Origin of the sequence: Cupriavidus basilensis (assembly GCF_008801925.2) — a bacterium.
Taxonomy (GTDB): domain Bacteria; phylum Pseudomonadota; class Gammaproteobacteria; order Burkholderiales; family Burkholderiaceae; genus Cupriavidus; species Cupriavidus basilensis.
This window is the reverse complement of the sequence record NZ_CP062804.1, coordinates 3,251,052-3,275,803: the sequence shown is the minus strand read 5'-3', so window position 1 is coordinate 3,275,803 and position 24,752 is coordinate 3,251,052. Positions and strand designations below refer to the sequence as shown.

Below are 24,752 nucleotides of genomic sequence, written 5' to 3'. Positions count from 1 at the left end.
TGCACGAATCGGGTACTTGATCGGGTACTTTCTAGGTGTTTTTCCACATGCATAAATATTTCATCGAATGATATATTTATGTCAATGGAAGAAATATTTCAGGTTTACCCTTCGCAGCATCCTTTGCCGCCCACGTTGCTCCCGCTTTCGACCCATGCATGAAATAGAGATCCGCGAGCCCTCGGCGACCGACCTGGTCCTGGACCTGCTCTACGGTCATCCGGAGCGTACCCTGCCGGTGCAGGCGCTGGCGCGCGGCGCCGAGGTGATGGGCATCGGCACGCCCAGCGTGCGGGTGGCGCTGACGCGCCTGCAGCGCCAGGGGCGCATCGTCAAGACGGAGCGTGGCTGCTACGCGGTGCTGCCGGAAGGCAACCCGGTCTACGACGAGGTCGAGCACTGGTTCGAAAAAGAGAGCCGGCTGGGGCACTGGGCCGGCGACTGGCTGGTGGTGCATGACGCCGCCGTGGCGCGCAGCGAGAAGACCGCCTGGCGCCACCACGCACGCGCGCTGTCGTTGTCCGGCTTTCGGGTGCTGGCCGCTGGCATCAACGTGCGCCCGGACAATCTCGCGGGCGGCGCCCCGGCCATGCGTGCCGCGCTGTCCCGGCTCGGGATGGCCAGCGCCAGCCTGCTCTTTGTGGGCCGCGAGTTCGATGCCGATGCCGCCGCGCGCATGGTCCAGTTGTGGGATGTGCCGGCGCTGCAATCCGCGTACCGCCGCGCACTGGCGCAACTTGAGCGCAGCCAGGCCAACCTGGCGCGCATGGCGCCGGATGCCGGCGCGCGCGAGGCCATGCTGGTGGGCCGCGCCATCATCCGCGCCATCGTGCGCGATCCGCTGCTGCCCGAGGCCATCATGGACCCGGCGCCCCGCCGCGCCCTGATCGACGCCACGCGCGCCTACCAGCTCCAGGCTCGCGGCCTGTGGGTGGAGCTGCTGCTCGGCTAGCGCGCGCAGGCGGCAAACCTCCGGTGCCGCGCCGAGCGTTGCACGCCTCGCCAAGCGGCAGCGACTCAACTAAACTGGCCGGAACTTATGCGGCGCACCGCGGCACTCAGTAAAGTGACGCGCACTGGTGTTCCTGGAACCCCGCAGGCCCCGCCGGGCTCTTGCGCCGCACTCACGTTGGCCAAGACAAGGAGTACAGGGTGAGCATGCCCGATTTCGACATGGTGCTGTTCGGCGGCACCGGGGACCTGGCGCGGCGCAAGCTGCTGCCGGCGCTGTTCGATGCACACCGCGCGGGTTTGCTTCATCCCAACGCCCGCATTCTTGCCACCGGCAGCCATCCCCTTTCCACCGAAGACTATATCGGTTCGCTGGAGCAGAGCGTGCGGCCGGGTCTTGAGCACGCACCGCCCGAAGCCTGGGCCACCTTCCTTGCGCGCATCAGCTACGTGCAGGCCGACGCCCGCGTGCCCGAGCACTTCGACGCGCTGGCGGCCAAGGTGCTGCAGCGCTCGCCAGAGGTGGTGGTGTGCTATCTCGCCACCGGGCCGCATATCTTTGTCCCCATCTGCGAGCAGCTTGCGCGCACCGGGCTCAATCATCCCAATGTCCGCATCGTCCTGGAGAAGCCGCTCGGGCACGACCTGCATTCCTCCGACGCGATCAACTCGGCCGTGGCGCAGTACTTCGCCGAAGACCAGATCTACCGGATCGACCATTACCTGGGCAAGGAGTCGGTGCAGAACCTGATGGCGATCCGCTTCGGCAACGCGCTGTTCGAGCCGCTGTGGCGCCGCGAATGGGTGCAGGACGTGCAGATCACGATCGCCGAGGAGCTTGGCGTGGAAACGCGCGGCGAGTTCTACGACAACACCGGCGCGCTGCGCGACATGGTGCAGAACCACCTGCTGCAACTGCTGTGCATGGTGGCGATGGAGCCGCCCACCAGCCTGTCCGAGGATGCGATCCGCGACGAAAAGATCAAGATCCTCAAGGCGCTCAAGCCCATCACGCCGCAGGACGTGGCCGAGAAAACCGTGCGCGGGCAGTACCGTGCCGGCGCCGTGGGCGGCAAGCCGGTGGTGGGCTACCTCGACGAGAAGGGCATCGCGCCCGACAGCCATACCGAGACCTTTGTCGCCATCAAGGCCGAGATCGCCAACTGGCGCTGGTCCGGCGTGCCGTTCTACCTGCGCACCGGCAAGCGCATGCAGTCGCGCGTGGCGGAGATCGTCATCCACTTCCGCGATGTGCCGCACGCCATCTTCCCGCGCCCGCTGACCTTGTCGCCGCAGAACCGGCTGGTGATCCGGCTGCAACCGGAGGAAAGCATCCGCCTGTATTTCCTGGTCAAGCAGCCCGGCGATACGGTGGCGCTCACGGGCACCTCGCTCGACCTGGACTTCGCCAACTCCTTCAAGGTGCGCCGCGCAGGCGCCTACGAGCGCTTGCTGCTCGATGTCATTCGCGGCCGCCTCGGGCTGTTCGTGCGGCGCGACGAGCAGGCGCAGGCGTGGCGCTGGGTCGAGCCCATCATCGATACGTGGGCCGGCAGCACCATGCCGCCCAAGGCGTATACCGCCGGCACATGGGGTCCGGCCTCGTCGTCCGCGCTGATGTCGCGCGACGGCTCGCTCTGGCACGAAGAGGTGTGAGCCGCGCCCGCTGATCATTGATAGACCCTCATTCGAACAGGAGACACTGCCCATGCGACGCTACGAACACACCTCCGAGGCGGACCTCGCCGAAGCGATGGCGATCTCGGTAGCCCACGCGCTGGAGATCGCCATCGGCGTGAACGGCTGGGCGGTGCTGGCGGTGTCCGGCGGCCGCTCGCCAGTGGCGATGTTCGAGCGCCTGCGCCATCGCACCATCCGCTGGGACGCGGTCACCATCACGCTCGTCGACGAGCGCGTGGTGCCGCCCGACCATGACGACAGCAACGGCGCGCTGGTGCGCCGCCACCTGCTGCGCGAGGCGGCTGGCAAGGCGGCCTTCGTGCCGCTGGTGGCCGACGCCGCCGAAGTGGCCGACCCCGCCAGCGCGGTGGCACGGCTGAACGCGGCCTGGCGCCAGCCCGACGTGATCGTGCTGGGCATGGGCGAGGATGGCCACACCGCTTCGCTGTTTCCCGAGGCGCCCGAGTTGGAGCAGGCCCTTGCCGAGCCGCAGCCGGGCTATATGGTCACGCATCCGCGCGAGGCGCCGCACGCGCGCATCACGCTGAACCTGGCGGCGCTGCTGGCTGCCGAGCGCGTCTTCCTGTCGTTCGCGGGGCCCGTCAAGACGGCCGTGTTCGCGCGCGCCAGCAAGGGACCTACCCCGGCGTTGCCCATCAGCCTGGTGCTGAGCCGGCACCGGCATGGCACCGATGTCTTCTCGGCCTGACGCCATGCAGAGCTTTCCACGCCTGCTGGGCGATGTCGGCGGTACCAATGTGCGCTTTGCGCTGGAGACCGCGCCGCAGCGCATCGGCCCGGTGACCGCGCTTAAAGTGGCCGATTTCCCCTCGCTCGAGGCTGCCATGCAGCACTACCTCGGCGGCTTGCCGGCTGGCATTGCCAGGCCGCGCCACGCGGCCGTTGGCCTCGCCAACCCGGTGACCGGCGATCGCGTCAAGCTGACCAATCACGCCTGGGCGTTTTCCATCTCGCAGATGCAGCGCTCGCTGGGCCTGGACCTGCTGCTGGCCATCAACGATTTCACCGCGTTGGCGCTGGGCTTGCCACACCTTGGCGCGCAGGACCTGACGCCGCTGCGCCAGGGCGTGGCCGTGGCCGGCGCGCCGCTCGCGCTGGTGGGGCCGGGCACCGGGCTGGGCGTGTCCGGGCTGGTGCCCGCGCGCGCCGGGCCGGCTGTGGCGCTGGCCGGCGAGGGCGGCCATATCGAGCTGATGCCGGAGACCGAAGACGAATGGACCGCGTGGCGCGCGGCCCGCCAGGCCTTTGGCCGTGTCTCCGCCGAGCGTCTTTTGTCGGGCATGGGGCTGTCGCTGACGCATGCCGCGTTGCACGCAGAAACGGGTACGCCCCTGGCGCGCCAGCTCGAGCCGGCAGAGGTAACCGAAGGCGCGATTCACCGGCACGACCCGCTCTGCGAGCGCGCGCTTGCCGTGTTTTGCGGTTTGCTGGGTTCCGTGGCAGCTGATATTGCGCTGGTACTGGGTGCGCGTGGCGGCGTTTACCTGGGTGGCGGCATCGTGCCGCGCTTCGTGCCCGCGCTGCGCAACTCCGCGTTCAACGCGCGCTTTACCGCCAAGGGGCGGATGAGCGCGTACCTGGAAAGCCTGCCGGTTTACGTGATCAACGCGCAGTACCCGGCGCTGCCCGGACTAGCGCAGGCGCTGGACGAAGCGATCACGCACGGCGCCGATGGCGATGGCGATGGCGCCAGCCGAGCCAACCCGGCCAACCAACCTAACCCTGCCTGATCCGGACCTGACCATGCGAGTGTTGCTGGTGGAAGACGACGCCATGATCGGCGATAGCGTGAAGCTGGCATTGCGCCAGGAAGGCTTCGCGGTGGACTGGGTGCAGGACGGCGAGGCCGGCCTGGCCGCGGCCACCCAGTCGGGTGGCCCCGATGGCGAGGCCTGCTATGCGCTGATCCTGCTCGACCTGGGCCTGCCGCGCCGCTCCGGGCTGGAGGTGCTCGCCGCGCTGCGCGCGCGCGGCGTGAATACGCCGGTGCTGATCCTGACCGCGCGCGACGCCGTGGCCGATCGCGTGGCGGGACTGAACGCCGGCGCTGACGACTACCTCGTCAAGCCCTTCGACCTGCAGGAACTGGCCGCGCGCATGCACGCGCTGGTGCGCCGCGCCGAAGGCCGGGCGGAGCCGCTGCTGCGCTATGGCGGCATCGTAATCAATCCCGTGACCCGCGAGGCCACTCTTGACGGCGAGGCGGTGCGCCTGTCCGCGCGCGAGTTCGGCCTGCTCTCGGCGCTGCTGGCGCGGCCCGGCAAGGTGTGGTCGGTGGCACAGCTGGAGGAGCGCTTGTACGGCTGGGGCGATGAAGTCGGCAGCAACACGGTGGAGGTCTACATCCACGCGCTGCGCAAGAAATTCGGCGCGGGGCTGATCCGCAATATCCGCGGCGTGGGCTATGTGGTGCCCAAGCTCGAAGCCGGGAGCGCGGGCTGATGCGTTCCATCCAGAGAACCCTGCTGTGGTGGCTTGCCCTGGGCCTGCTGGCCGGCATCGCCATTGCCACCGCGCTGATCTACGGGCAGGCCCGGCAGGAAGCCAACGCACTGTTCGACTACCAGATGAAGCAGGTGGCCGCCGCGCTGCCCAGCCAGTTCGCCGATCCGGTGATGCCGCCGTTCGTTGCGCAGCAGTCGCCCGGCGCGCCGGGCTCGCCTAGCGACAGCCTGTTCCATGCCGATGAAGACGTCGTGATCCATATCTGGGATGGCTCCGGCCGCAGCCTGTATCTGTCGCACGCGCATCCGGCGTTGCCGCCGCGTGCCGAGCTGGGATTTTCCAACGTCAAGACCGCGCAGGGCGAATGGCGGATCTACAGCGTGCAGCTCGGGCTCGGCGTGGTGCAGATTGCCCAGCCGATGTCGGCGCGCAGCGAGGTTGCCGCGCGTATGGCGCTGCGCACGGTGGCGCCCCTGCTGTTGCTGCTGCCGCTGATCGGCTGGCTGGTGTGGGTGGCCGTGGGACGCGGCCTGCGGCCCTTGCGCGAGATCGCCGCCGGGGTGCGCCAGCGTGACGCCAACGCCCTGGCCCCGCTGGCGGTCAGCAGTATGCCGGACGAGATCGCGCCGTTGACCGAGGCGCTCAACCAGCTGCTGGCGCGGCTGTCCCACGCCATCGATACCCAGCGCGCCTTCGTGGCTGACGCCGCGCACGCGCTGCGCACGCCGCTGGCCGCGCTGCAGTTGCAGGCCCAGCTGGTGGAGCGTGCCGATACGGCCGAGGAGCGGCAGGAGGCCGTGGCCAAGCTGCGCCAGGGGCTGGAGCGGCTCACGCACATGGTGGCCCAGCTGCTCACGCTGGCGCGCCAGGAGCCCGGCGCGGCGGCAGCGCCTCCGCATGAGCCGGTGGACCTGCGCGCGCTGGCGCAAAGCGTGGTGGCGGAGATGACCCAGGCCGCGCTCGACCGCCACATCGACCTGGGGCTCGACGCTGCCGCCGGCCCGGTCATGGTGCGCGGCGACCTCGATGCGCTGCGCATCCTGTTGACCAACCTGGTTGACAATGCGCTGCGCTATGTGCCGGCCGGCGGCAGGGTCGATGTGCTGGTTGGCCGGGGGCGGGCCATGCCGGGCGGAGGAGAATCGGGTACGCAGAGCGCGGAACTGATCGTGCAGGATGACGGCCCGGGAATTCCCGCCGCCGAGCGCGCGCGTGTGTTTGACCGCTTCTACCGGGTGCCGGAAGCGCCCACCGGGGGCAGCGGGCTGGGGCTGGCCATCGTGGCGGAGATCGCGCAATCGCACGGCGCGCAGGTCTCGCTGGAAGACGCCGCGCCCGGGCTGCGCGTGCGGGTGGTGTTTCCCGCCGCGTGAGCGCGCGGCGGGGCCTTTTGTCAGCCTACCGGTGTGAGTACAGGCTCGCCGGCAAAATGCAGCCGGCTGTTTTCCTGGAACTGCCGCACCGAAGCATCGATGGCTTCTGGCGACCTGCCTGCCACGTGCGGGGTCAGCACCACATTGGGACAGTCGAACAGCTCGGCGGGCGGCTCGGGCTCGGTCTCGTATACGTCAAGCCCCGCGCCACCGAGCTTGCCGGCGCGCAGGGCGTCCGCCAGCGCCGCGGTGTCGAGCACGCTGCCGCGCGCGATATTGACCACGAAGCCGCCCGGGCCCAACTGGGCCAGCACCTTGGCGTCGACCAGGTGGCGGGTGTCGGCGCCGCCGGGCGTGGCGATGATCAGGTAGTCGGCCCATTCGGCCAGCGCGCCGAGGCTGTCGAAATAGCGATACGGCGCGTCGTCGCGCCGGGTCCGGTTGTGATAGCCCACCTCCAGGTCGAAGCCCAGGCCGCGCTGGGCAATGCGCCGGCCGATGGTGCCGAGGCCGAGAATTCCCATGCGCTTGCCCGACACATTGGGCTGCATCGGCAGCGCGGTGCGCCATTTGCCGGCGCGCGTGGCCTGGTCCAGCACCGGGATGGCGCGCACGGTGGCTAGCAGCAAAGCCATGGCGTGGTCCGCCACGCAGCTGTCGTTGGTGCCGGCACCGTTGGCCACGACGATGCCGCGCGCGCGGGCATGGGCCACGGCAATGTTCTCGTACCCCGCGCCCAGCGCGCACACCAGCTCCAGGGCGGGCATAGCGTCGATCTCCGCAGCGGTGAGGCCGACCGTGCCGATCGTCAGCACCGCGCGCACGCGGGCGCCGGCCTCTTGGACCTGCGCGGCACGGGCCGCGCTGTCGGGCGCGTAGCGCACCTCGTATTGTTCGGCAATCCAGGACAGATGCTGTGCGCTGACGTGGCTGAGGACGAGCAGGAGCGGCTTCATGATGGGCAGGAGATTGTTTCGGGGCCGTTGGCGACGGCTGGGAGGAAGGTGAGCAGTCCCGGGACGGGGCCTAAGCTGCACCGCAGCATTGTAGCGGCGGCGCGCCGGGCTTGCTGGCGTGCTCCGGCGCGCCCTCGATTATCAAATGCCTGCCAAGAGTGCTTCCAATCCTGGGTGGATGATCTGCCGGCGCGCCGTGACCATAATGGCTGGCAAGCATGCGGCCTTCCTTCCTGCCGCATGGATTGGCCATTGAAGGAAATTCAAGGAGTCTTGCCATGTTTCCCGATTTCAAGAACGCCAGGGTGCTGGTGGTTGGCGGCAGTTCCGGCATCGGCCTGGCCACCGCGGCTGCCTTTGCCGAGCGCGGCGCTAGCGTCACGATTGCCTCGCGCTCGCAGGAAAAAGTCGATGCCGCTGTGCGCACGCTGGCCAGCGCCGGCACGGTCAGCGGCGCCACGATCGATATCACCGACGATGCCAGCGTGGCGCAGTTCATGGACGGCGCCACCCCGTGGGACCACGTTGTGATCTCCGCCGCGCAGACGCCCACCGGCCCGGTGCGCCAGTTGCCGTTGGCCGATGCTTACGCCGCGATGAACAGCAAGTTCTGGGGCGCCTATCGCGTGGCGCGCCTGGTGCCAATCAGCGCGCATGGCTCGCTGACACTGGTTTCGGGCTTCCTGGGCGTGCGGCCGAGCAAGGCATCCGTGCTGCAGGGCGCCATCAATGCCGCGCTGGACGCGCTCGGCCGCGGCCTGGCGCTGGAACTGTCGCCGGTGCGCGTCAATACCGTGTCCCCGGGCCTGATCGCCACGCCACTGTGGGACAAGCTCGACGGCGCCGCGCGTGCGGCCATGTTCGAAAACGTGGCCGCGCGGCTCCCCGCGCAGCGCATTGGCCAGCCCGAAGACGTGGCGCAAGCCATCCTTTACCTGGCCGGGACGGGCTTTGCCACGGGTTCGACGGTGTTGCTCGATGGCGGTGGCGCGATCGGCTGACGCACCGGATTGCTACGCAGAAACGGGTACGCTTTGCCGCGCGGACGGTTGGTTCCGCCCGCGCGGCGGGCGCTCTGGCCGCTCCTCAGGCCTTGAACTGGAGCGGGAATGCCGCTCTAATGCAGCGGATGCGACTTATCGACTCCGTGAAAATGAAGCCTGCCTTCCTGTCCGCCCTGCTGCTAGCCACTGCGCTGGCGGTCCCCATGGCCCCCGCCGCCGCAGCGCCACCGCCCGCTGCCACGCAGGCCGAGGTCACCCATCTCTTTGCCTACCTGGCAGGCTCGAATTGCCAGTTCAACCGCAATGGCAGCTGGTATCCGGCGCCAGATGCGGCTGCCCACCTCAAGAAGAAGTACGACTACCTGGCCGACAAGGGGGCCATCAGCACCAGCGAGAGCTTTATCGAACTGGGCGCGAGCAAGAGCAGCGTCAGCGGCAAGCCTTACCTGGTCAGGTGCGGCCAGGCCCAGCCGGTGGAGAGCGCACCGTGGCTAGGCGCCGAACTGGCGCGCTATCGGCAGAAGGCTGCGGGCAAGTAGGCGCGAGTCCTTTTCTTGCCGTTGCAGGTGGGTCTTAATGTACGCAGAAACGGGTACGCTTTTGCTTTTTGGCAACAAAGGCCGGCCCATGCGCCCTGTCAGACGGCCACCGATAGCCAACCGGCGTTCGCCGAACCATACTTCAGTCCGGGCGGCATTCGGGCGGCACGCAAGCTGATCGTCGAATGCGGCCCAATGCGTCCTCATAGCCCCGTGCGCGCCTCGCCGCGCGGGGCTCTTCTCAGGCGCATACGATGCGGGCCCAGGCATTTTCTGCCAAGGCCGCAAGGCTTGGCTAAGGAGAATCCGGATGCAGACTGTCATATCCGATAACGAAAGCGCTGCCGCTCCTGCAGCCTCCTGGCGCCGGCTGACGCACCGTGCCTGTGCAACCCTGGCAGTCTGCAGTGCCATCGCGGCGCTGGGATGGATCGCCTGGATCTGCTGGCGGCTGGTCAGCGCGATCGCACCGGGCAGCATGAGCTTTGTCGACGCCTTGATGGTGCTGGTCATGCTGGTCTTCACCTGTGGTGCGGCCGTGACCGTCTGCGCCGTGTGCGAGATGGGCCAGCGCTAAGCGGCGCCTCAAATTTCCCTGGTCATTCCCTTCAGGTCGATCCATGCATCGAACTGGGCCGCCGTGACATGTCCCGAGGCGAGCGCCGCCTCGCGCAGCGGCAGCCCTCGCGCGACCGCCAGCTTGGCTATTTCGGCGGCGCGGTCGTAGCCGATGTGCGGGTTGAGCGCGGTCACGGATATCAGCGAGCGCCCGAGCAATTCGGCGATGCGCTCGCGATCCGCCTGTACCCCTTCCACCATGCGTTCGGCAAAGCTCGCGGCGGCATCGGCAAGCAACGTGACCGATTGCAGCAGGCTATAGATAATCACGGGTTTGTACGCGTTGAGCTCAAGCGTGCCGAGGCTATTGGCCAGCGTGACGGTGGTGTGGTTGCCGATCACCCGGCAGCACACCATGGCCAGCGCCTCGGCCTGGGTGGGATTGACCTTGCCCGGCATGATCGAAGAGCCGGGCTCGTTGGCCGGCAGGATCAGTTCGGCAAGGCCCGCGCGCGGGCCGGAGCCGAGCAGCATGAAATCGCGCGCTATTTTCAGGAAGGACGATGCCGTGGTATTGAGCGCGCCCGACAGGTCGGCCAGCGCATCATGCGAGGCTTGCAGCGCATAGCGGTTCGGCGCGGGCTCGAACGGCAGGCCCGTGTAGTCCGACAGCGCGCGCGCGAAGGCCGCGGCAAAACCATGCGGCGCATTCAGCCCGGTGCCCACCGCGGTGCCGCCCTGCGGCACCGGCATGGCGCGCAGCATCGCCTGGCGCAGGCGCGACTGGGCATCGCCGACCTGGGCTTCGTAACCAGAGAACTCCTGGCCGAGCGTCAGCGGCACGGCGTCCTGCAAGTGCGTGCGGCCCACCTTGACGATATCGCTGAACGCGTCCACCTTACGCCCGAGCGCCTGCTGCAAGGTCTCCAGCGCGGGCAGCAGTTGCAGCTGGATCGCCCGGGTGGCGGCGATGTGCATCGCCGTGGGAAAACTGTCGTTTGAAGACTGGCTGGCGTTGACGTGATCGTTGGGATGCACCGGCTGCTTCGCGCCCGGCTCGCCGCCCAGCAACTGGATCGCGCGGTTGGCAATCACCTCGTTCAGGTTCATATTGGTCTGCGTGCCCGAGCCGGTCTGCCAGACCGAGAGCGGAAACTCCCCGGGCCACTTGCCGGCGATGATCTCCTGCGCTGCCGCCTCGATCGCGTGGGCCAGTTCCGGCTTGAGCACGTGCAGTTCCCGGTTGGCACGCGCTGCGCAGAGCTTGAGGATGGCGAACGCTTCGATCAGTGCGGGCGGCATCGTCTCACAGCCGATGCGGAAGTTCTGGCGCGAACGCTCGGTCTGCGCGCCCCACAGGTGCCGGGCTGGCACCGGTATGTCGCCCAGGCTGTCGGTCTCGATCCGGGTGGCGTCCTGCTTGCGCTCGGGCATGGCGTTCTCCTGTTCGGTCGAAAGCGGCGTGGCAACAGATCCCCGGGCCTTAGAATACGCTCCCGGCTGCAACGGCGTCATCCCTGGCGCCGGGCGCGTCCACCGAGGGCAAACACCCGATTCACCTGCGCTATCACCACGCGTCTCCAGCATGCTCATTGCCCAGCTCAAGTCCTTCTTCATGGTCGCCCGTATCGGCAGCGTGACCCAGGCCGCCAAGCGGCTCGGCCTGTCGCAGCCGACCATCACCGCCCAGATCCGCGCGCTGGAGGAAGCCTACGGCGTCGAGCTGTTCCATCGGGGCGGGCGCCGGCTGGCCCTGTCGGATGCCGGGCTGGCGTTGCTGCCCAAGGTCGAAGCGCTGGTCCAGCAGGAAACGGAAATCGACTTTTTCCTGCGTCACTCGGGAGACCTGCGCACGGGCAGCCTGCGCATTGGCGCCACCGCGCCGTATTACGTGCTCGACATCATCGGCCGCTTCAGCGCGCGCTACCCGGCTATTGATGTGGCGGTCGAGACCGGCAACTCGCAGGAAGTGCTCGATGCCCTACTGGAATATCGCGTGGACGTGGCCTCGTCCTCCCAGAAGGTGGACGACCCCCGCCTCGAGCGCATGCTGCTGGGCGAGGACCCGCTCGTGCTGGTGGTGCATCGCAGCCATGCGCTGGCGGCGCAGGCTCGGGTGCCGGTCGCCGCGCTGGCCAGTTGCCGGCTGCTGATGCGCGAGGCGGGGTCGACCACGCGCATCGTCACCGAGCAGATGCTGGCGCGGGCGGGCGTGGTCCCTGCCACGCCGATGGAAATCGGCAGCCGGGAATCGATCCGGGAGGCGGTTATTCGCGGGCTCGGCGTATCCGTCATTGCCCGTCACGAGGTGCCGAGCCATCCACACCTGAAAATGCTGGATTTTGAGGATAGTAGCGAGGAAATGAGCGAGTATCTCTATTTTTTGCGCGAACGGCGCGGGGCGCGCCTGATTGATGCATTCGTCGCTGCGGCCCGCCCTGGCGCGCAGGGCATGCCGGACTGATCCCCAGCCACGCGCTTTAGCGCAGCGGGGCCTGTCCTATCGTTTCCCGCCCTAAGCCGCGCTCTATTCCCGTCGGGACAAAAATGCATGCGCTGGTCTGCAATTTATCGCGCAAGAATGGCACTGTGAGCGGTCTTCGCTAACCGGCAACGGCAGGTTACGGGGTAATGTAGAGACATTTGGATGGCAATGTAAAGTGTTCCCCGCTTCAGAAGGGGGTGGGTTCCCGTGTGACGTGGAAACTGTCAGGCTTGGGCTGCCCGCGAAAGGCCGTGGCGCCTACCCGCGCGGGAAATTGTGCGAATCGGAGCATGGTGGCGTCGTTGTGGATGTTGCGAGGATGGAACATAGCCATTGTTGCGCGCAAAGCATTTGCTCAGATCGCCGGGTTGGTAAGAAAATGGCGCTCCAACAATAAGAAGAATATTGACTGTAAGCCATTAAAACAGGATCTCGGGGTGAATCAAGCAATTCTGCAATATCTCACTGAGCGGCATTGCTCGTCGCAATGGCGTGATGTACTGTCGGCGCTCGCCGAAGAACTATCCGAATCCATGGACGTGGCCGGCCTGCGCGCTGTGATGTGGCGCGTTGGCACGCGTTTTGCCAAGCGTTTCGATCCTGGTGCCTGCGCGACGCTTGCCGAGCTGGAGCGCGCCGTCGCGCAGATCTGGCTCGATGTGGACTGGGGCTGGACCAGCATCGAGGATGTGGGCGGCGCACTGGTGGTCCGGCATTACTGCGCGCCGCTGAATGCGGCGCTTGGAGACGGAGCCGACACCTGGTCGCCGGCATTCCTGGAGGGGGCGTACCAGCACTGGTTCCGCATGCTCGGCTCGTCCGAGACCCTGCGGGTCAGCCAAAGTACACCGATCGATGCCACCGGATGCGTGGAGTTCCGGTTCGGGCGTTGAAGTGCCGTCCGCCGTTTGCGGCAGTTTTCGCGCCGGCGTACTGCCTTGCGTGAGTGAGATCCCATGAGTCAATCCGACGATTTGTCCAAGCTGTTCCAGCGTTTCGGCGGCAAGGTGGAGTCATACAAAGAGATCGTGCGCGAAGACGCGGCGACGCAGGCGCGCGAGCGCTGGCCGCTGCTGACTTCCGTGCGGGTCGACCGCGCTGCCGTAGTGCCACCCGTGCAGCCCGCCGCGCCGCATGCGCATGACGTAGCCGGCACGGCAGAGGTGCCGTCCGCGCCGCCCGCGCCATTGTGGCGCGCGGCCCTGCCGGCGGGCGAGCTTCCGCCTGCCGCCCAGGCTGCCCCCCCGGGCGCACCGGGCGCGGCCGCCTCGGCGATGATGCCGCGTTTCCGCACGCCGGAAGGCATGGCGCCGGTGGCGTCGGCCTCGATGCCGCGATCCACGCCGGAAGTTGCCGCAGCGCCGCCCCAACCGGCAGCCGTAGCGAACCCGGTCGTCGCTCCCGAGCCTGAGCCGGCCCGCATCTGGTCCCCGGCGGCGCCTGCGGCGGCTGAGCCAGCCCGCGCCGCCGGCACCGAATTATCCAAGGTGTTCGCCCGCCTCGAAGGCCGCCAGGAACCGGCCACCACCAGCGAGCGCGCACCCGCGCGCCGCTCCTTTCTAGATCGGCTGAATCGCTCGTGAAGATCATTGCTGTTGTCTCGGCCAAAGGCGGCGTGGGCAAGACCACGCTGTCGGCCAACCTGGCTGAAGCGCTGGCGGTTGCCGGCGAGAACGTACTCGCCGTGGACCTGGATCCGCAGAATGCGCTGCGCCTGCATTTCGGCATGCCGCCGCAGGAAGTCGCCGGGCACGCGCGCGCCACGCTGGCCGGGGAAGCGTGGCAGCAGAGCATGTACAAGGGCCGCTCCCGCGTGCTGGTCATGCCGTTCGGCTCGCTCAACGAGACGGACCGCTCAGCGTTTGAAGCGCACCTCTCCACCCATCCCGGATGGCTGCGCACCCAGCTTGCCGAACTTGGCCTGGGCCGCGACGATGTCGTTGTGATTGATACGCCGCCGGGCCCGTCGCCCTACATGCGCCAGGCACTGTCATGTGCGCAGCTGTGCCTGATGGTGTCGCTGCCGGACGCCGCGTCCTACGCCACCATGCCCCTGATGGAAGACCTGATCCGCACCTATTGCGAGGGCCGGCCCGATTACCTGGGCCATATGCTGGTGATCAACCAGGTCGACGTGAGCCGTCAGCTTGGCAAGGATGTGGTGCAGGTGCTGCGCGCCCAGCTGGGCGAGCGTGTGCTGGGCGTGATCCACCAGGACCAGGCGGTGGCAGAGGCGCTGGCCTACGACCGCAGCGTGCTCGAATACAACCCTCACAGCCAGGCCACGCACGACCTGCAGCGTTGCGCTGCATGGGTGCGCCAGGCCCTGGCCGCTCACGGAGAAGCCGCGTGAAGCCAGCCAAGGCAAAAGCCGCCGCGGCGCCCAAGGGCGCACGGGCCAAAGGCAAGGACAAAGTCAAAAGCACAGGCAACGACAAGCCCAACGCGCTGTCGGCCGCGTTGCAGGGTTTCGGCAGTCACTTCGTCGCGCTTGCCTTTTGGGATAGCGCGGTGGCGCGGGTGCTGGCGTTGCTGGCCGGGTTGTTCATGTTTGCGCTGGTCATCACGGTGCCGCTGGATTTCTGGCAGCAGGTCGGGTTTGCCGCGGTGTGCTTCGGGCTGGCGGTCTGGCTGAACCGGGTCAAGGGCCACCTCGCCACACTGATGATGGTGATCCTGTCGATCGCGGCCTCCAGCCGCTATATGTACTGGCGCCTGACGGAAACGGTGGGGCTGGGCGGCTGGTTCGACTCCGCTTTTGGCATCGGCCTGGTGCTGGCAGAGATCTACGCGTTCGTGGTGCTGATGCTGGGCTACTTCCAGACCGCGTGGCCGCTCAAGCGCCGTCCGGTGGCCATGCCCGCGGACATGGCCAGCTGGCCGACCGTGGATATCTTCATCCCGACCTACAACGAGCCGCTGTCGGTGGTCAAGCCGACGGTATTCGCGGCGATGTCGCTGGACTGGCCGCGCGACAAGATCAATGTCTACGTGCTGGATGACGGCCGGCGCGAGGAATTCCGCGAGTTCTGCGAGAAGGTCGGCGTTACCCATGTGACGCGTAACCATAATCGCCACGCCAAGGCGGGCAACATCAACGAAGCGCTCAAGGGCACCCACGGCGAGTACGTGGCGATTTTCGATTGCGACCACATTCCCACGCGCTCCTTCCTGCAGATCAGCATGGGCTGGTTCCTCAAGGACCCCAAGCTGGCCATGCTGCAGACGCCGCACTATTTCTTCTCGCCCGATCCGTTCGAGAAGAACCTGCGCACCTTCCAGGAAGTCCCCAACGAGGGCGAGTTGTTCTACGGCCTGGTGCAGGACGGCAACGACCTGTGGGACGCTACCTTCTTCTGCGGCTCGTGCGCCGTGATCCGCCGCGCGCCGCTGCTGGAAGTGGGCGGCATCGCGGTGGAAACCGTGACCGAGGATGCGCACACCGCGCTCAAGCTGCACCGCAAGGGCTACGGCACTGCCTACCTGGCGATCCCCCAGGCGGCGGGGCTGGCCACGGAAAGCCTCTCCGGCCACGTCGGGCAGCGCATTCGCTGGGCTCGGGGCATGGCGCAGATCTGCCGGGTGGACAACCCGCTGTTCGGGCCGGGCCTGTCGATCCCGCAGCGCCTGTGCTACCTGAACGCCATGCTGCACTTTTTCTACGGCTTGCCGCGGCTGGTGTTCCTGACGGCGCCGCTGGCCTACCTGCTGTTCGGTGCCCACGTGATCCAGGCCTCGGCGCTGACCATCGCCACCTTCGCGCTGCCGCACCTGTTGCACGCGAACATGACCAACTCGCGCATCCAGGGCAAGTTTCGCCATTCGTTCTGGAACGAGGTCTACGAATCCGTGCTGGCGTGGTACATCATGCGGCCCGTGCTGGTGGCGTTCGTCAACCCCGCGGCCGGCAAGTTCAACGTGACGCCCAAGGGCGGCGTGATCGAGGAAGCCTACTTCGACTGGGTGATTTCGCGTCCGTACCTCGTGCTGCTGCTGTTCAACGTGCTGGGCGTGGTGGTGGGCTTCCTGCGGCTGTTCCTGTGGAACCAGTTCGAGGCCACCACGGTGGTGCTCAACCTGATCTGGACGTTCTACAACCTGATCATCCTCGGCGCCTCGATTGCGGTCGCCAGCGAGACGCGCCAGATCCGCGTGGCGCACCGCGTGGCGATGAAGCTGCCCGCCACGCTGCACTTTCCCGATGGCCGCACGCTGGTGTGCGAGACCATCGACTTCGCCGAGGGCGGCATCGGCATGCGGCTGCCGCCGGGCATGAAGGCTGCCGTGGGCGAGCAGGTGCAGATCTCGCTCTACCTGCAGAACGACGAGCACATGTTCCCCGCCAAGGTGGTGTTCCAGGGCGACACGCACACCGGCCTGGAGCTGGCGGAAATGAGCCCGCGCGAGGAGATGGCTTTCGTGCAGTGCACCTTTGCGCGAGCCGACGCGTGGATCGATTCGTGGGGCCGCAAGCGGCCGGATGCCCCGGGGCTGGCCGCCGGCCAGATCCTGCGCATCGGCCTGCTTGGCTTCCATAACGTGATGTTCCACCTTGGGCGCGAGATGCGCCACTTGTTGCGCCGTCCAGAACCTGGCGCTTCCACCCGTTGATCGGCCCCGTTGGCCCAGCGCCGCGTCCCGGAACGGTTCGGGTCGCGGCTTGAACACGCACCGGACCACTGGCAAAAAGACAGAGAATGCGTTTGACCAAGACACCACGCCTGACCGATCGCTCGCCCGCGCACTCAACCGCGCACCGCACCGCGCGCCTGCCCGCCGCTACCCGCCTTAGCGCATTGCTCGCGCTCGCCATGCTGACGGTGACCCCGGCCGGCGCCCAGCGCGCCGGCGTGCCAGACACCACCCGCGAGGCGGTCGCGGCGCAGTCACCCGCCGGGGTGGCGGCGCAGGCCGCCGCCGCAGCGCCCCGCAGCGGCGCGCGCACCGTGCAGCTCACGCTCAAGCAACTGGGCGCCACCGCACCATTCCAGTTGCGCGGCGTGGAAGCCATCAACGGCGTGCCGTTCTCGATCCGCGCCGACGAGGTCGTGACCGGCGCGCGTCTGAAATTGCGCTACACGTATTCGCCCGCGCTGATACCGGCGCTGTCGCATATCAACGTGATGGTCAACGGCGAGGTTGCCGGCACCGTGCCGGTGCCCAAGGACACCGCGGGCACCAGCCTGGAGCGCGATGTGCCGATCGAGCCGCGGCTGATCACCGAGTTCAACCGCCTCAACCTGCAGCTGATCGGCCACTACACCACCGATTGCGAAGATCCCTTCCACTCCAGCCTGTGGGCCACCGTTGGCAACAGCAGCGTGCTGGAGCTCACGCTCACGCCGGTGGCGCTGGCCAACGACCTGGCGCTGCTGCCGCTGCCGTTCTTCGATCGCCGTGACGTTAGCCGCCTCAGGCTGCCCTTCGTGTTCGCCGGTGCGCCGTCGACGGCTACGCTGGAGGCCGCCGGCGCGGTCTCGTCGTGGTTCGGCGCGCTGGCCGGCTATCGTGGCGCGTCGTTTGCCGCCACGCTCAACCAGGTACCGGCCACCGGCAATGCGGTGGTGTTCGTCACCAATGAGGAAAAGCCTGCCGGCGTGCAGGTGCCCGCCATCGGCGGGCCGTCGATCGCGGTGGTGCCAAATCCGGGCGATGCGAACGGCAAGCTGCTGCTGGTGATGGGCCGCGACAGCGCCGAGCTCAAGACCGCGGCGCAGGCGCTCACGCTCGGCGCGCGCGCGCTGTCCGGGCAGAGCGCCACCATCAACAAGCTCGACGACGTGGCACCGCGCGTGCCCTACGACGCACCCAACTGGATCCGCAGCGACCGCCCGGTGCGCTTCGGCGAGCTTGCCGAAGTGCGCGACCTTAATGTCTCGGGCTACAACCCGGACCTGGTGCGGGTGAATTTCCGGCTGCCGCCCGACCTGTTCGGCTGGCGCAGCAAGGGCATCCCGATCGACCTGAAGTACCGCTATACGCCGCGCCCGGTGGTGGACAAGTCCACCCTCAACATCAGTGTGAGCAACCAGTTCCTGCGCGCCTACGCGCTGCGCTCGGTCAAGAACCAGGATGGCCGTGCCAGCCAGTTGCTGGCCAAGGTGCTGCCGGATGGCTCGGTGCCGGTCGACGAGCGCATCGAGGTGCCGCTGTTCATGCTGCCCGCGCAGTCGCAGCTGCAGTTCCATTTCTACTACGACTACCTCAAGCAGGGCGCGTGCAAGGACGTGATGCTGGACAACGTCAAGGGCGCGATCGACCCGGACTCGACCATCAACATCACCGGCCTGCCGCACTTTATCGCGCTGCCTGACCTGGCGGTGTTCGGCAACAGCGGCTTCCCCTTCACGCGCATGGCCGACCTCTCCGAGACCGCGGTCATCCTGCCGGACAAGCCCGCTGCCGAGGACTACTCGACCTACCTTACGCTGATGGGGCGCATGGGCGAATCCACCGGCTATCCCGCCACCGGAGTGGCCGTGAGCGGCGCCGCGCAGGTCGACAAGCAGGCCGCGCGCGACCTGCTGGTGATCGGCACCACGCAGAGCCAGCCGCTCTTCACGCAATGGGCCGAGCGCATGCCGGTCACGCTGGCCGGCAATGAAAAGCGCTTTGCGCTGACCGATCTGGTGTCCGCCGTGACGGGCTGGTGGAACGGCGCGGATGGCACGCGCAACCGCCCGGTCGAGACGCGCATGTCGATCAGCAGCGCCAGCACCGATGCCGCGCTAAGCGCCTTCGAGTCGCCACTGGCGTCCGGGCGCAGTGTGGTGGCCGTCGCCAGCAACGCGCCGCAAGGCCTGCAGACCGTGACCGAGGTGCTGCTCGATCCCGACCGGGTCACAAAGGTGCAAGGCAGCCTGGCACTGGTGCGCGGCAAGGAGATCGACAGCCTGGCGGCACAGCAGAACTACCACGTGGGCAAGCTGCCGCCCTGGACCTATGTGCAGTGGTGGCTATCGCAGCGCCCCCTTGTCATGGTGCTGATGATCGGCGGCGCTGCGCTGCTGCTGGCGGTGTTGATGTATCTGTCGCTGCGGGCGCGCGCCGCGCGCCGCAAGCTGGGGGAACACAAGTGAGCTTGAACCGCACACGCCGCCGATGGCTCGCGGGCTTGCCCGGCCTGGGCGCGCTCGGGGCGCTGGGTGGCTGGCCCGCGCTGGCCCGCGCTGCGGCGCCGAAGGCATCGCAGCAGGTTGCCTGTGCGTGGCCGCTATACCAGCAGTTCCTGTCCCGCTTCGTGCAGGCCGATGGCCGTGTGCTCGACCCGTCCACCAAGGAGCAGCAAAGCACCTCCGAAGGCCAGTCCTACGGCATGGTGTTCGCCCTGATGGCCAACGACCGCGCTACCTTCGACCGCCTGTGGCAATGGAGCGTTGCCAACCTCGGTGCGGGCAACCTGCAGGACAAGCTGCCCGCCTGGCAGTGGGGCCGCCGGGCCGACGGCTCGTGGGGCGTGATCGATGCGAACCCCGCATCGGATGCCGACCTGTGGTTCGCCTTCGCGCTGCTCGAAGCCGCGCGGTTGTGGAAGCAGCCGCGTTATGGCGAGCAGGCGCGCGCGCTGCTCAAGCTGGTGGCCAAGCAAGAGGTGGTGTCGCTGCCCGGCTTTGGCACCATGCTGTTGCCGGCGCCGCAGGGCTTTGTCCAGGGCAATGCTGACGGCCCGCGCCAGTGGCGCCTCAATGCCAGCTACCTGCCGGTGCCGTTGCTGCGCCGCCTGGCCGCAGCCGAGCCCTCCGGCCCGTGGGGCACGCTCGCCACGCAGGCCGGCAAGCTGGTCGACGCAGTGGCCAAACAGGGCATCGTGCCCGACTGGTCGGCCTACCGCAGCGACGCGGCCGGCACCGGTTTTCTCACCGACCCGGACAAGGGCGATGTCAGCAGCTATGACGCCATCCGTGTCTACCTGTGGGCCGGCGTGACGCCGCGCGGCGACGCCGCTGGCCGCATGCTGATGAAGGCCCTGGCGCCGCAGGCGCAGCGCATGGCGGGACGCGCCGCGCCGCCCGAACGCATGCACGCCGACAGCGGCGCCGTGGACGGAGACGGCCCGGCGGGCTTCTCCGCCGCACTGGTGCCGTTCCTGCAGGCAGCCGGATCGCCGGCAGCCGCGGTGCAGCGCACCCGGGCGGAGACGATGATCGACTCGGCCACGGGCAAATCCGCCGCCACGTACTACGACACCGTATTGGGATTATTCGGCCTCGGCTTTGCCGAAGGCCGCTACCGGTTCGCGCCTTCGGGGCAACTGGAGCTGGAGTGGGAGAAGACATGTCGAACCGCAAGCGCCCGGCCATGAACGGACGCGCGAACACCCCCCGCTCGGCGAGCGGGAAGCATACTGTTGCGGACACCGCGCGCGGCAAGGGCCTGCGTGCCAAGACGCTGGTGCTGAGCCTGCTGACGGCGTTCGCCGCGGCCGCCACGGCGCAGGAAGACCCGGTCAAGCTGCTGGTGGACCAGGGCAAGTACTGGCAGGAACGCGGCCGCAGCGACCGCGCTGCCGAAGCGTGGCAGAAGATCCTGCGCCTGAATCCGGCCCAGCCGGAAGCGCTGTATGGCATGGGCGTGGCCGAAGCCGAGGCGGGCCGCCCCGATGGCGCGCGCACCTACCTGGAGCGCCTGAAGAAGGCCCAGCCCAACTCCCCGCTGGTGGCGCGCCTCACGCAGGTGATCAGCAGCGGCGGCGCGACCCAGCAGGTCGAGCAGGCGCGCCAGCTGGCGCGCAGCGGCCAGAGCGAGGAAGCGGTCAAGCGCTATCAGCAAGCCGCGGGCGGCGCGGTGCCGCAAGGCAACCTGGCGCTGGAGTACTACCAGACGCTGGGCGGCACGGCGCAGGGCTGGGACGAAGCGCGCAAGGGCCTGGAGCAGCTGGCCCGCGCCAATCCATCGGACAACCGCGCGCAGCTCGCGCTGGCGCAGCACCTGACCTATCGCGAGTCCACGCGCCGCGATGGCATTCGCCAGCTGGAGGCGCTATCCAAAAGCAGTGACGTAGGCGCTCAGGCCAGCGAGAGCTGGCGGCGGGCGCTGACCTGGCTGGGCGGCCGCCCGGCGGATGCACCGCTGTACCAGGCCTGGCTGGCAAGCCATCCCGACGACGCCACCATCCGCGCCAAGCTCGATGCGGTCAAGGCCCAGCAGCAACAGCAGCAAGCCACGCAAGCGGCAGGCGCCGCTGGCAACCCCGTGCGCCAGATCGTGCAGCAAGGCTTCGATGCCATGGATGCCGGCGACCTCGAACGCGCCGGCGACCGGTTCCAGACCGCGCTGCAGGAGCGCCCCGGTGACGCCGACGCGCTCGGCGGCATGGGTGTGCTGCGCCTCAAGCAGGAGAAGTTTGCCGAGGCCCTGGATTTCCTCGACCAGGCCGCCAAGCGTGGTGCCGGCGGCCGCTACCGCAGCGCGCAGAACAGCGCCACGTACTGGCTGCTGTCCGAGCAGGCCAGCGCCGCGCGCGGCGCGGGCAACCGCGCCGAGGCGCGCAGCCTGCTGGAGCGTGCGGTCAAGCTCGACCCGCGCGAGCCTTCCGCCCAGGTGGCGCTGGCCGACGTGATGGCCGAGGAAGGCCAGTACGCCCCGGCCGAAGCCGCGTATCGCCGCGTGCTCAAGCAGCAGCCCGACAACCCCGACGCCACGCGCGGCCTGGTCGGCGTGCTGGCGGCGCAGAACAAGAGCGCGGAGGCGCTCGCCATCGTGCAGAACCTGACGCCCGCCCAGCAGGACAAGGTGGGCTCGCTGGGCAAGCTGCGCGCCGAGGAGGCCCGTGGCCAGGCTCGCGCCGCCTTGCAGCGCGGCGATACCGCCGGCGCGCGCCGCGCGCTGGAAGACGCGATGGCGGCCGACCCGACCAATCCGTGGGTGCGCCTGGATGTGGCGCGCGCCTATGCGTCGATGGGCTTGAAGGAGCAGGCGCGCAGCGTCATGGACGGCCTGCTGCTGTCCAACCCCAATATGCCGGACGCGCTGTACGCCAGCGCGCTGCTGTCCGCCGAAACCGGCGACTGGCAAAGCGGGCTTGAAGCGCTGGAGCGCATTCCCCCGCAGAACCGCACCCGCGACATGGGCACCCTGCAGCGCCGCCTGTGGGTGCACGCCGAAGCCGAGCGAGCCAGTGGGCTCGCCGCCGCCGGCCAGCAGGCCGCCGCGCTGGGCGTGCTGCAGCAAGCGGAGCGCTACGCCCAGCAGGACCCCGACCAGCTCGGCGCGCTGGCGCTGGCTTACGCCGATGCGGGCGACGAGGCGCGTGCGCTCTCGCTGATGCGCAACGTCATGGGCCGCACGGTGCGCCCGGACGTCGGCATGCAACTGCAGTACGCTGCCATTCTGCTCAAGACCAAGCAGGATGTGGAGCTGGCCGGTGTGCTGCGCCAGCTTGCCAACGCCAACCTGAGTACTTCGCAGCGCCGCGACTATGACGACCTGCGGGTCGCCTACATCGTGCGCCAGGCCGATGCGCTGACCGAGAGCGGCGACCTCGTGGCTGCCTACGACATGCTGGCCCCGGCGCTCTCCGAGCGCCCCGGCAACAGTGCCGTGCGCGCCAGCCTGGCGCGCATGTACGCGCAGGCGGGCGAGAACAAGAAGGCCCTGATGCTATACGAGAGCGTGCTGGAGAAGGATCCGCGCAACCTCGACCTGATGCTGGCGGCGATCGGCACCGCCACCGCCGCCAAGGAATACAGCTGGGCCGAAGGCACGTTGCAGATGGCGCTGGCGCAGGCACCCGGATCGCCCAAGGTGCTGACCGCCGCCGGGCGGCTCTACCGCGCCCAAGGCAAGACCTCGCGTGCCGCCGAGTACTTCCGCGCAGCGGTGGCGGCAGAGAACGCCGCGGGCATATCCTCGGCCGGCGCGCGCCCGGATGGCGCGGGCTTCGACCGCGTGCCGTCCAACCCGTTTGTCGGCCTGCCCGGCCAGCGCGGCAGTTCGCAGTTGCCGCCGCCCGGGTCGCAGGCGCCGTACCTGATCGTGCCCGGTCCCACGCGCGCCGCAGCCGCACCCCAGCCGGCAATGGCGCCCGCGCCGGTGATGATGAACGCCAGCGCGCAGGCCTCGCAACCCTACATCCCGGCGCCGGTGTCCGCCGCCGGGCAGGGCATGGCACCGGAGATCCAGCAGCCGCAGGCCTACTATCCGCAGCAGGTGCAAGCGCCCATGCCGATGCAGGCGCCCGCCAGCACGCGCGGCAAGAACACGCGCGCGGCCAAGGCGCCGGCGCAGGCGTATCCGGCCAATCAGGCTTACCCCGCCTATCCAGCCAACGCGCAGGCCGCCCAGCAACCGGGCGTGCCCTATCCCGTGCCGCAGCAGGCCGTGGCACCGCAGTATCCCGCTGCGCAGTACGCTGCGCCGGCGGTCGGCGGCTACGCGGCGGCGCCCGTGCTGGCCGCGACCGCGCGCCAGCCGATTGGCGCGCAGTCGCGCGCGCCTTGGCTGGCCGAAGCCGATTCGCAGGCTAACCCCACCGGTCCCAAGACCGCGCAGCAGGAACTCAACGAGATCGAGTCGCAGCGCACCAGCACGCTTGCCGGTGGCCCCGTGCTACGCGGGCGCAATGGCGACTCCGGCATGAGCCAGCTCACCGAGATGCAAGTGGTGGCCGAAGCCAAGATGGCCGTTGGCAACGGCAAGCTGGTGGCACGCGTGACACCGGTTGCGCTGGATGCTGGCTCCGTCGGCAGCGACTTCAACACCGCCTCGCGCTTCGGCGGCGGCCCGCTGGCGGTCCCGGTGGGCGGCGCGCCCGTCAACTCGGCCGGCACGCCGCTGCAATCCACGTCCGCCGGGCAGCAGAACGCCTTTGGTGTGGCGCTGGGCGTGGCCTATGAATCGGACCGCATCAAGGCTGACATTGGCAGCACGCCGCTGGGCTTCCGTTACACCGACGTCAATACCGGTGTGCGCTTCAACCTGCCGCTGACACAACGCACCACGCTGTCGCTTGGCGCATCGCGCCGCCCCGTCACCGACAGCTTGCTGTCGTATGCGGGCGCACGCGATGACCGCACCGGCCTGCAGTGGGGCGGCGTGATGAATAGCAGCGGGCGTGTCGACCTGGGTTGGGACGATGGCTTCTTCGGCATCTACGGCTACGGCGGCTACGGCTTGCTGACCGGGCACGATGTGAAGCGCAACACGCGTTGGGAAGGCGGTGGCGGGTTCTACCTGCGCCTGATCGACAGCACCGAGCAGCGCCTGATGAGCGGCGTAAACTTCACCTCGATGGGGTACGCGGATAACCTGCGCTACTTCACCTTCGGGCAGGGCGGTTACTTCAGCCCGCAAACCTACTTCGCCGTGACCGTGCCGCTCTCGCTGGCAGGGCGCAGCGGCCGGCTGGCCTACAATGTGCGCGGCGCGCTAGGCATGCAGGCGTTCCGCGAGGATGCGACGGACTATTTCCCGACCGATCGGGCGGCCCAGTCGGCGGCCGGCAATCTCGTCTATCCAGGCCAGTCCAAGACCGGCCTGGCCTACAATCTGGTTGGCTCGATGGAGTACCAGGCGGCCCAGCAGCTGTTTGTCGGCGGCATGCTTGGCATCGACAACGCGCGCGACTATCGCCAGTGGTATGCCGGCGTCTATGTGCGCTATGCGTTGCAACGCCAGACCGGGCTGATCGCGTTCCCGCCGGTGGCGCCACAGTCGGCTGTGGGCCCCGCGCCGTTCTGAGGGGCGCGCAACGGATGAATCAATCAAGTGAAGCGCAGCCAGGCGGCTGCGCAAAGGAAGTC

General features: G+C 68.4%; 19 protein-coding genes. 17 read left to right on the top strand and 2 right to left on the bottom strand.

Translation table 11 applies throughout. The features are described 5' to 3' along the window. The first annotated feature begins 154 nt into the window (after positions 1-154). From F7R26_RS35480 to F7R26_RS35455, 6 genes are all read left to right on the top strand, one after another. Positions 155-952 (top strand): PaaX family transcriptional regulator, encoded by a 798-nt coding sequence (locus F7R26_RS35480; RefSeq protein WP_150989252.1) that lies wholly within the window; start codon positions 155-157, stop codon positions 950-952. 206 nt (positions 953-1,158) lie between these two features. Further along, entirely contained in the window at positions 1,159-2,607 is a 1,449-nt protein-coding gene (gene zwf, locus F7R26_RS35475) for a glucose-6-phosphate dehydrogenase (RefSeq protein ID WP_150989294.1), read from the top strand. A gap of 52 nt (positions 2,608-2,659) precedes the next feature. Next, a complete protein-coding gene (gene pgl, locus F7R26_RS35470) occupies positions 2,660-3,340 on the top strand; it encodes a 6-phosphogluconolactonase (RefSeq protein WP_150989255.1) in 681 nt (226 codons plus the stop codon). Further along, on the top strand, positions 3,324-4,382 hold the full coding sequence (locus F7R26_RS35465; RefSeq protein ID WP_241754663.1) for a glucokinase: 1,059 nt from the start codon (positions 3,324-3,326) through the stop codon (positions 4,380-4,382). The genes pgl and F7R26_RS35465 overlap by 17 nt, the downstream gene beginning before the upstream one ends. Positions 4,383-4,395: 13 nt before the next feature. Next, positions 4,396-5,094, top strand: a complete 699-nt coding sequence (locus tag F7R26_RS35460; protein WP_150993448.1) for a response regulator transcription factor — start codon at positions 4,396-4,398, stop codon at positions 5,092-5,094. Then, complete coding sequence (locus tag F7R26_RS35455; protein WP_150993450.1) at positions 5,094-6,470, top strand: ATP-binding protein; 1,377 nt, start codon at positions 5,094-5,096, stop codon at positions 6,468-6,470. The genes F7R26_RS35460 and F7R26_RS35455 overlap by 1 nt, the downstream gene beginning before the upstream one ends. 20 nt (positions 6,471-6,490) lie before the next feature. Here the strand turns inward: F7R26_RS35455 and F7R26_RS35450 are convergent, their stop codons facing one another. Beyond that, positions 6,491-7,426, bottom strand: coding sequence for a 2-hydroxyacid dehydrogenase (locus F7R26_RS35450; protein ID WP_150993452.1), 936 nt, complete (start codon positions 7,424-7,426; stop codon positions 6,491-6,493). Positions 7,427-7,704: 278 nt separating this feature from the next. Here F7R26_RS35450 and F7R26_RS35445 point away from each other — a divergent pair, with 278 nt between their 5' ends. The 3 genes from F7R26_RS35445 (at position 7,705) to F7R26_RS35435 (ending at position 9,546) form a co-directional block, all read left to right on the top strand. Continuing rightward, positions 7,705-8,427 (top strand): SDR family oxidoreductase, encoded by a 723-nt coding sequence (locus tag F7R26_RS35445; RefSeq protein WP_150993454.1) that lies wholly within the window; start codon positions 7,705-7,707, stop codon positions 8,425-8,427. 152 nt (positions 8,428-8,579) lie between these two features. Then, complete coding sequence (locus F7R26_RS35440; RefSeq protein ID WP_170302036.1) at positions 8,580-8,969, top strand: YfeK family protein; 390 nt, start codon at positions 8,580-8,582, stop codon at positions 8,967-8,969. Between the two features lie 310 nt (positions 8,970-9,279). Continuing rightward, positions 9,280-9,546, top strand: coding sequence for a hypothetical protein (locus tag F7R26_RS35435; protein ID WP_150993458.1), 267 nt, complete (start codon positions 9,280-9,282; stop codon positions 9,544-9,546). A gap of 8 nt (positions 9,547-9,554) precedes the next feature. Here the strand turns inward: F7R26_RS35435 and F7R26_RS35430 are convergent, their stop codons facing one another. After that, the gene (locus tag F7R26_RS35430) at positions 9,555-10,961 is read right to left on the bottom strand and encodes a class II fumarate hydratase (protein ID WP_150993461.1); all 1,407 of its coding nucleotides are present in this window, start codon (positions 10,959-10,961) and stop codon (positions 9,555-9,557) included. Positions 10,962-11,112: 151 nt separating this feature from the next. Between F7R26_RS35430 and F7R26_RS35425 the strand changes: the two genes are divergently transcribed. From F7R26_RS35425 to F7R26_RS35390, 8 genes are all read left to right on the top strand, one after another. Beyond that, on the top strand, positions 11,113-11,991 hold the full coding sequence (locus F7R26_RS35425) for a LysR family transcriptional regulator (RefSeq protein ID WP_150993463.1): 879 nt from the start codon (positions 11,113-11,115) through the stop codon (positions 11,989-11,991). Positions 11,992-12,302: 311 nt separating this feature from the next. Further along, a complete protein-coding gene (gene bcsD, locus F7R26_RS35420; RefSeq protein WP_241754662.1) occupies positions 12,303-12,905 on the top strand; it encodes a cellulose biosynthesis protein BcsD in 603 nt (200 codons plus the stop codon). Between the two features lie 63 nt (positions 12,906-12,968). Then, positions 12,969-13,595, top strand: a complete 627-nt coding sequence (bcsP, locus tag F7R26_RS35415) for a cellulose biosynthesis protein BcsP (RefSeq protein WP_193692218.1) — start codon at positions 12,969-12,971, stop codon at positions 13,593-13,595. Then, positions 13,592-14,365 carry a cellulose biosynthesis protein BcsQ gene (gene bcsQ, locus F7R26_RS35410; RefSeq protein ID WP_150993621.1) on the top strand — a complete coding sequence of 258 codons (774 nt, stop codon included), beginning with the start codon at positions 13,592-13,594 and terminating at the stop codon, positions 14,363-14,365. The genes bcsP and bcsQ overlap by 4 nt, the downstream gene beginning before the upstream one ends. Continuing rightward, positions 14,362-16,623: a UDP-forming cellulose synthase catalytic subunit gene (gene bcsA / locus F7R26_RS35405; RefSeq protein ID WP_193692217.1), complete on the top strand. Its 2,262-nt coding sequence runs from the start codon at positions 14,362-14,364 to the stop codon at positions 16,621-16,623. Before bcsQ ends, bcsA begins: the two co-directional genes overlap by 4 nt. 200 nt (positions 16,624-16,823) lie before the next feature. Further along, positions 16,824-19,091, top strand: a complete 2,268-nt coding sequence (bcsB, locus tag F7R26_RS35400) for a cellulose biosynthesis cyclic di-GMP-binding regulatory protein BcsB (RefSeq protein ID WP_193692283.1) — start codon at positions 16,824-16,826, stop codon at positions 19,089-19,091. After that, entirely contained in the window at positions 19,088-20,314 is a 1,227-nt protein-coding gene (gene bcsZ / locus F7R26_RS35395) for a cellulose synthase complex periplasmic endoglucanase BcsZ (RefSeq protein WP_150985098.1), read from the top strand. The genes bcsB and bcsZ overlap by 4 nt, the downstream gene beginning before the upstream one ends. After that, positions 20,287-24,690 (top strand): cellulose biosynthesis protein BcsC, encoded by a 4,404-nt coding sequence (locus tag F7R26_RS35390; RefSeq protein WP_150985099.1) that lies wholly within the window; start codon positions 20,287-20,289, stop codon positions 24,688-24,690. The genes bcsZ and F7R26_RS35390 overlap by 28 nt, the downstream gene beginning before the upstream one ends. Positions 24,691-24,752 lie beyond the last annotated feature (62 nt).

Coding starts and splice junctions, on each gene's coding strand:
- F7R26_RS35480 (WP_150989252.1), top strand. CDS start 155: ATGCATGAAATAGAGATCCGCGAGCCCTCGGCGACCGACCTGGTCCTG.
- zwf (WP_150989294.1), top strand. CDS start 1,159: ATGCCCGATTTCGACATGGTGCTGTTCGGCGGCACCGGGGACCTGGCG.
- pgl (WP_150989255.1), top strand. CDS start 2,660: ATGCGACGCTACGAACACACCTCCGAGGCGGACCTCGCCGAAGCGATG.
- F7R26_RS35465 (WP_241754663.1), top strand. CDS start 3,324: ATGTCTTCTCGGCCTGACGCCATGCAGAGCTTTCCACGCCTGCTGGGC.
- F7R26_RS35460 (WP_150993448.1), top strand. CDS start 4,396: ATGCGAGTGTTGCTGGTGGAAGACGACGCCATGATCGGCGATAGCGTG.
- F7R26_RS35455 (WP_150993450.1), top strand. CDS start 5,094: ATGCGTTCCATCCAGAGAACCCTGCTGTGGTGGCTTGCCCTGGGCCTG.
- F7R26_RS35450 (WP_150993452.1), bottom strand. CDS start 7,426: ATGAAGCCGCTCCTGCTCGTCCTCAGCCACGTCAGCGCACAGCATCTG.
- F7R26_RS35445 (WP_150993454.1), top strand. CDS start 7,705: ATGTTTCCCGATTTCAAGAACGCCAGGGTGCTGGTGGTTGGCGGCAGT.
- F7R26_RS35440 (WP_170302036.1), top strand. CDS start 8,580: ATGAAGCCTGCCTTCCTGTCCGCCCTGCTGCTAGCCACTGCGCTGGCG.
- F7R26_RS35435 (WP_150993458.1), top strand. CDS start 9,280: ATGCAGACTGTCATATCCGATAACGAAAGCGCTGCCGCTCCTGCAGCC.
- F7R26_RS35430 (WP_150993461.1), bottom strand. CDS start 10,961: ATGCCCGAGCGCAAGCAGGACGCCACCCGGATCGAGACCGACAGCCTG.
- F7R26_RS35425 (WP_150993463.1), top strand. CDS start 11,113: ATGCTCATTGCCCAGCTCAAGTCCTTCTTCATGGTCGCCCGTATCGGC.
- bcsD (WP_241754662.1), top strand. CDS start 12,303: ATGGTGGCGTCGTTGTGGATGTTGCGAGGATGGAACATAGCCATTGTT.
- bcsP (WP_193692218.1), top strand. CDS start 12,969: ATGAGTCAATCCGACGATTTGTCCAAGCTGTTCCAGCGTTTCGGCGGC.
- bcsB (WP_193692283.1), top strand. CDS start 16,824: ATGCTGACGGTGACCCCGGCCGGCGCCCAGCGCGCCGGCGTGCCAGAC.
- F7R26_RS35390 (WP_150985099.1), top strand. CDS start 20,287: ATGTCGAACCGCAAGCGCCCGGCCATGAACGGACGCGCGAACACCCCC.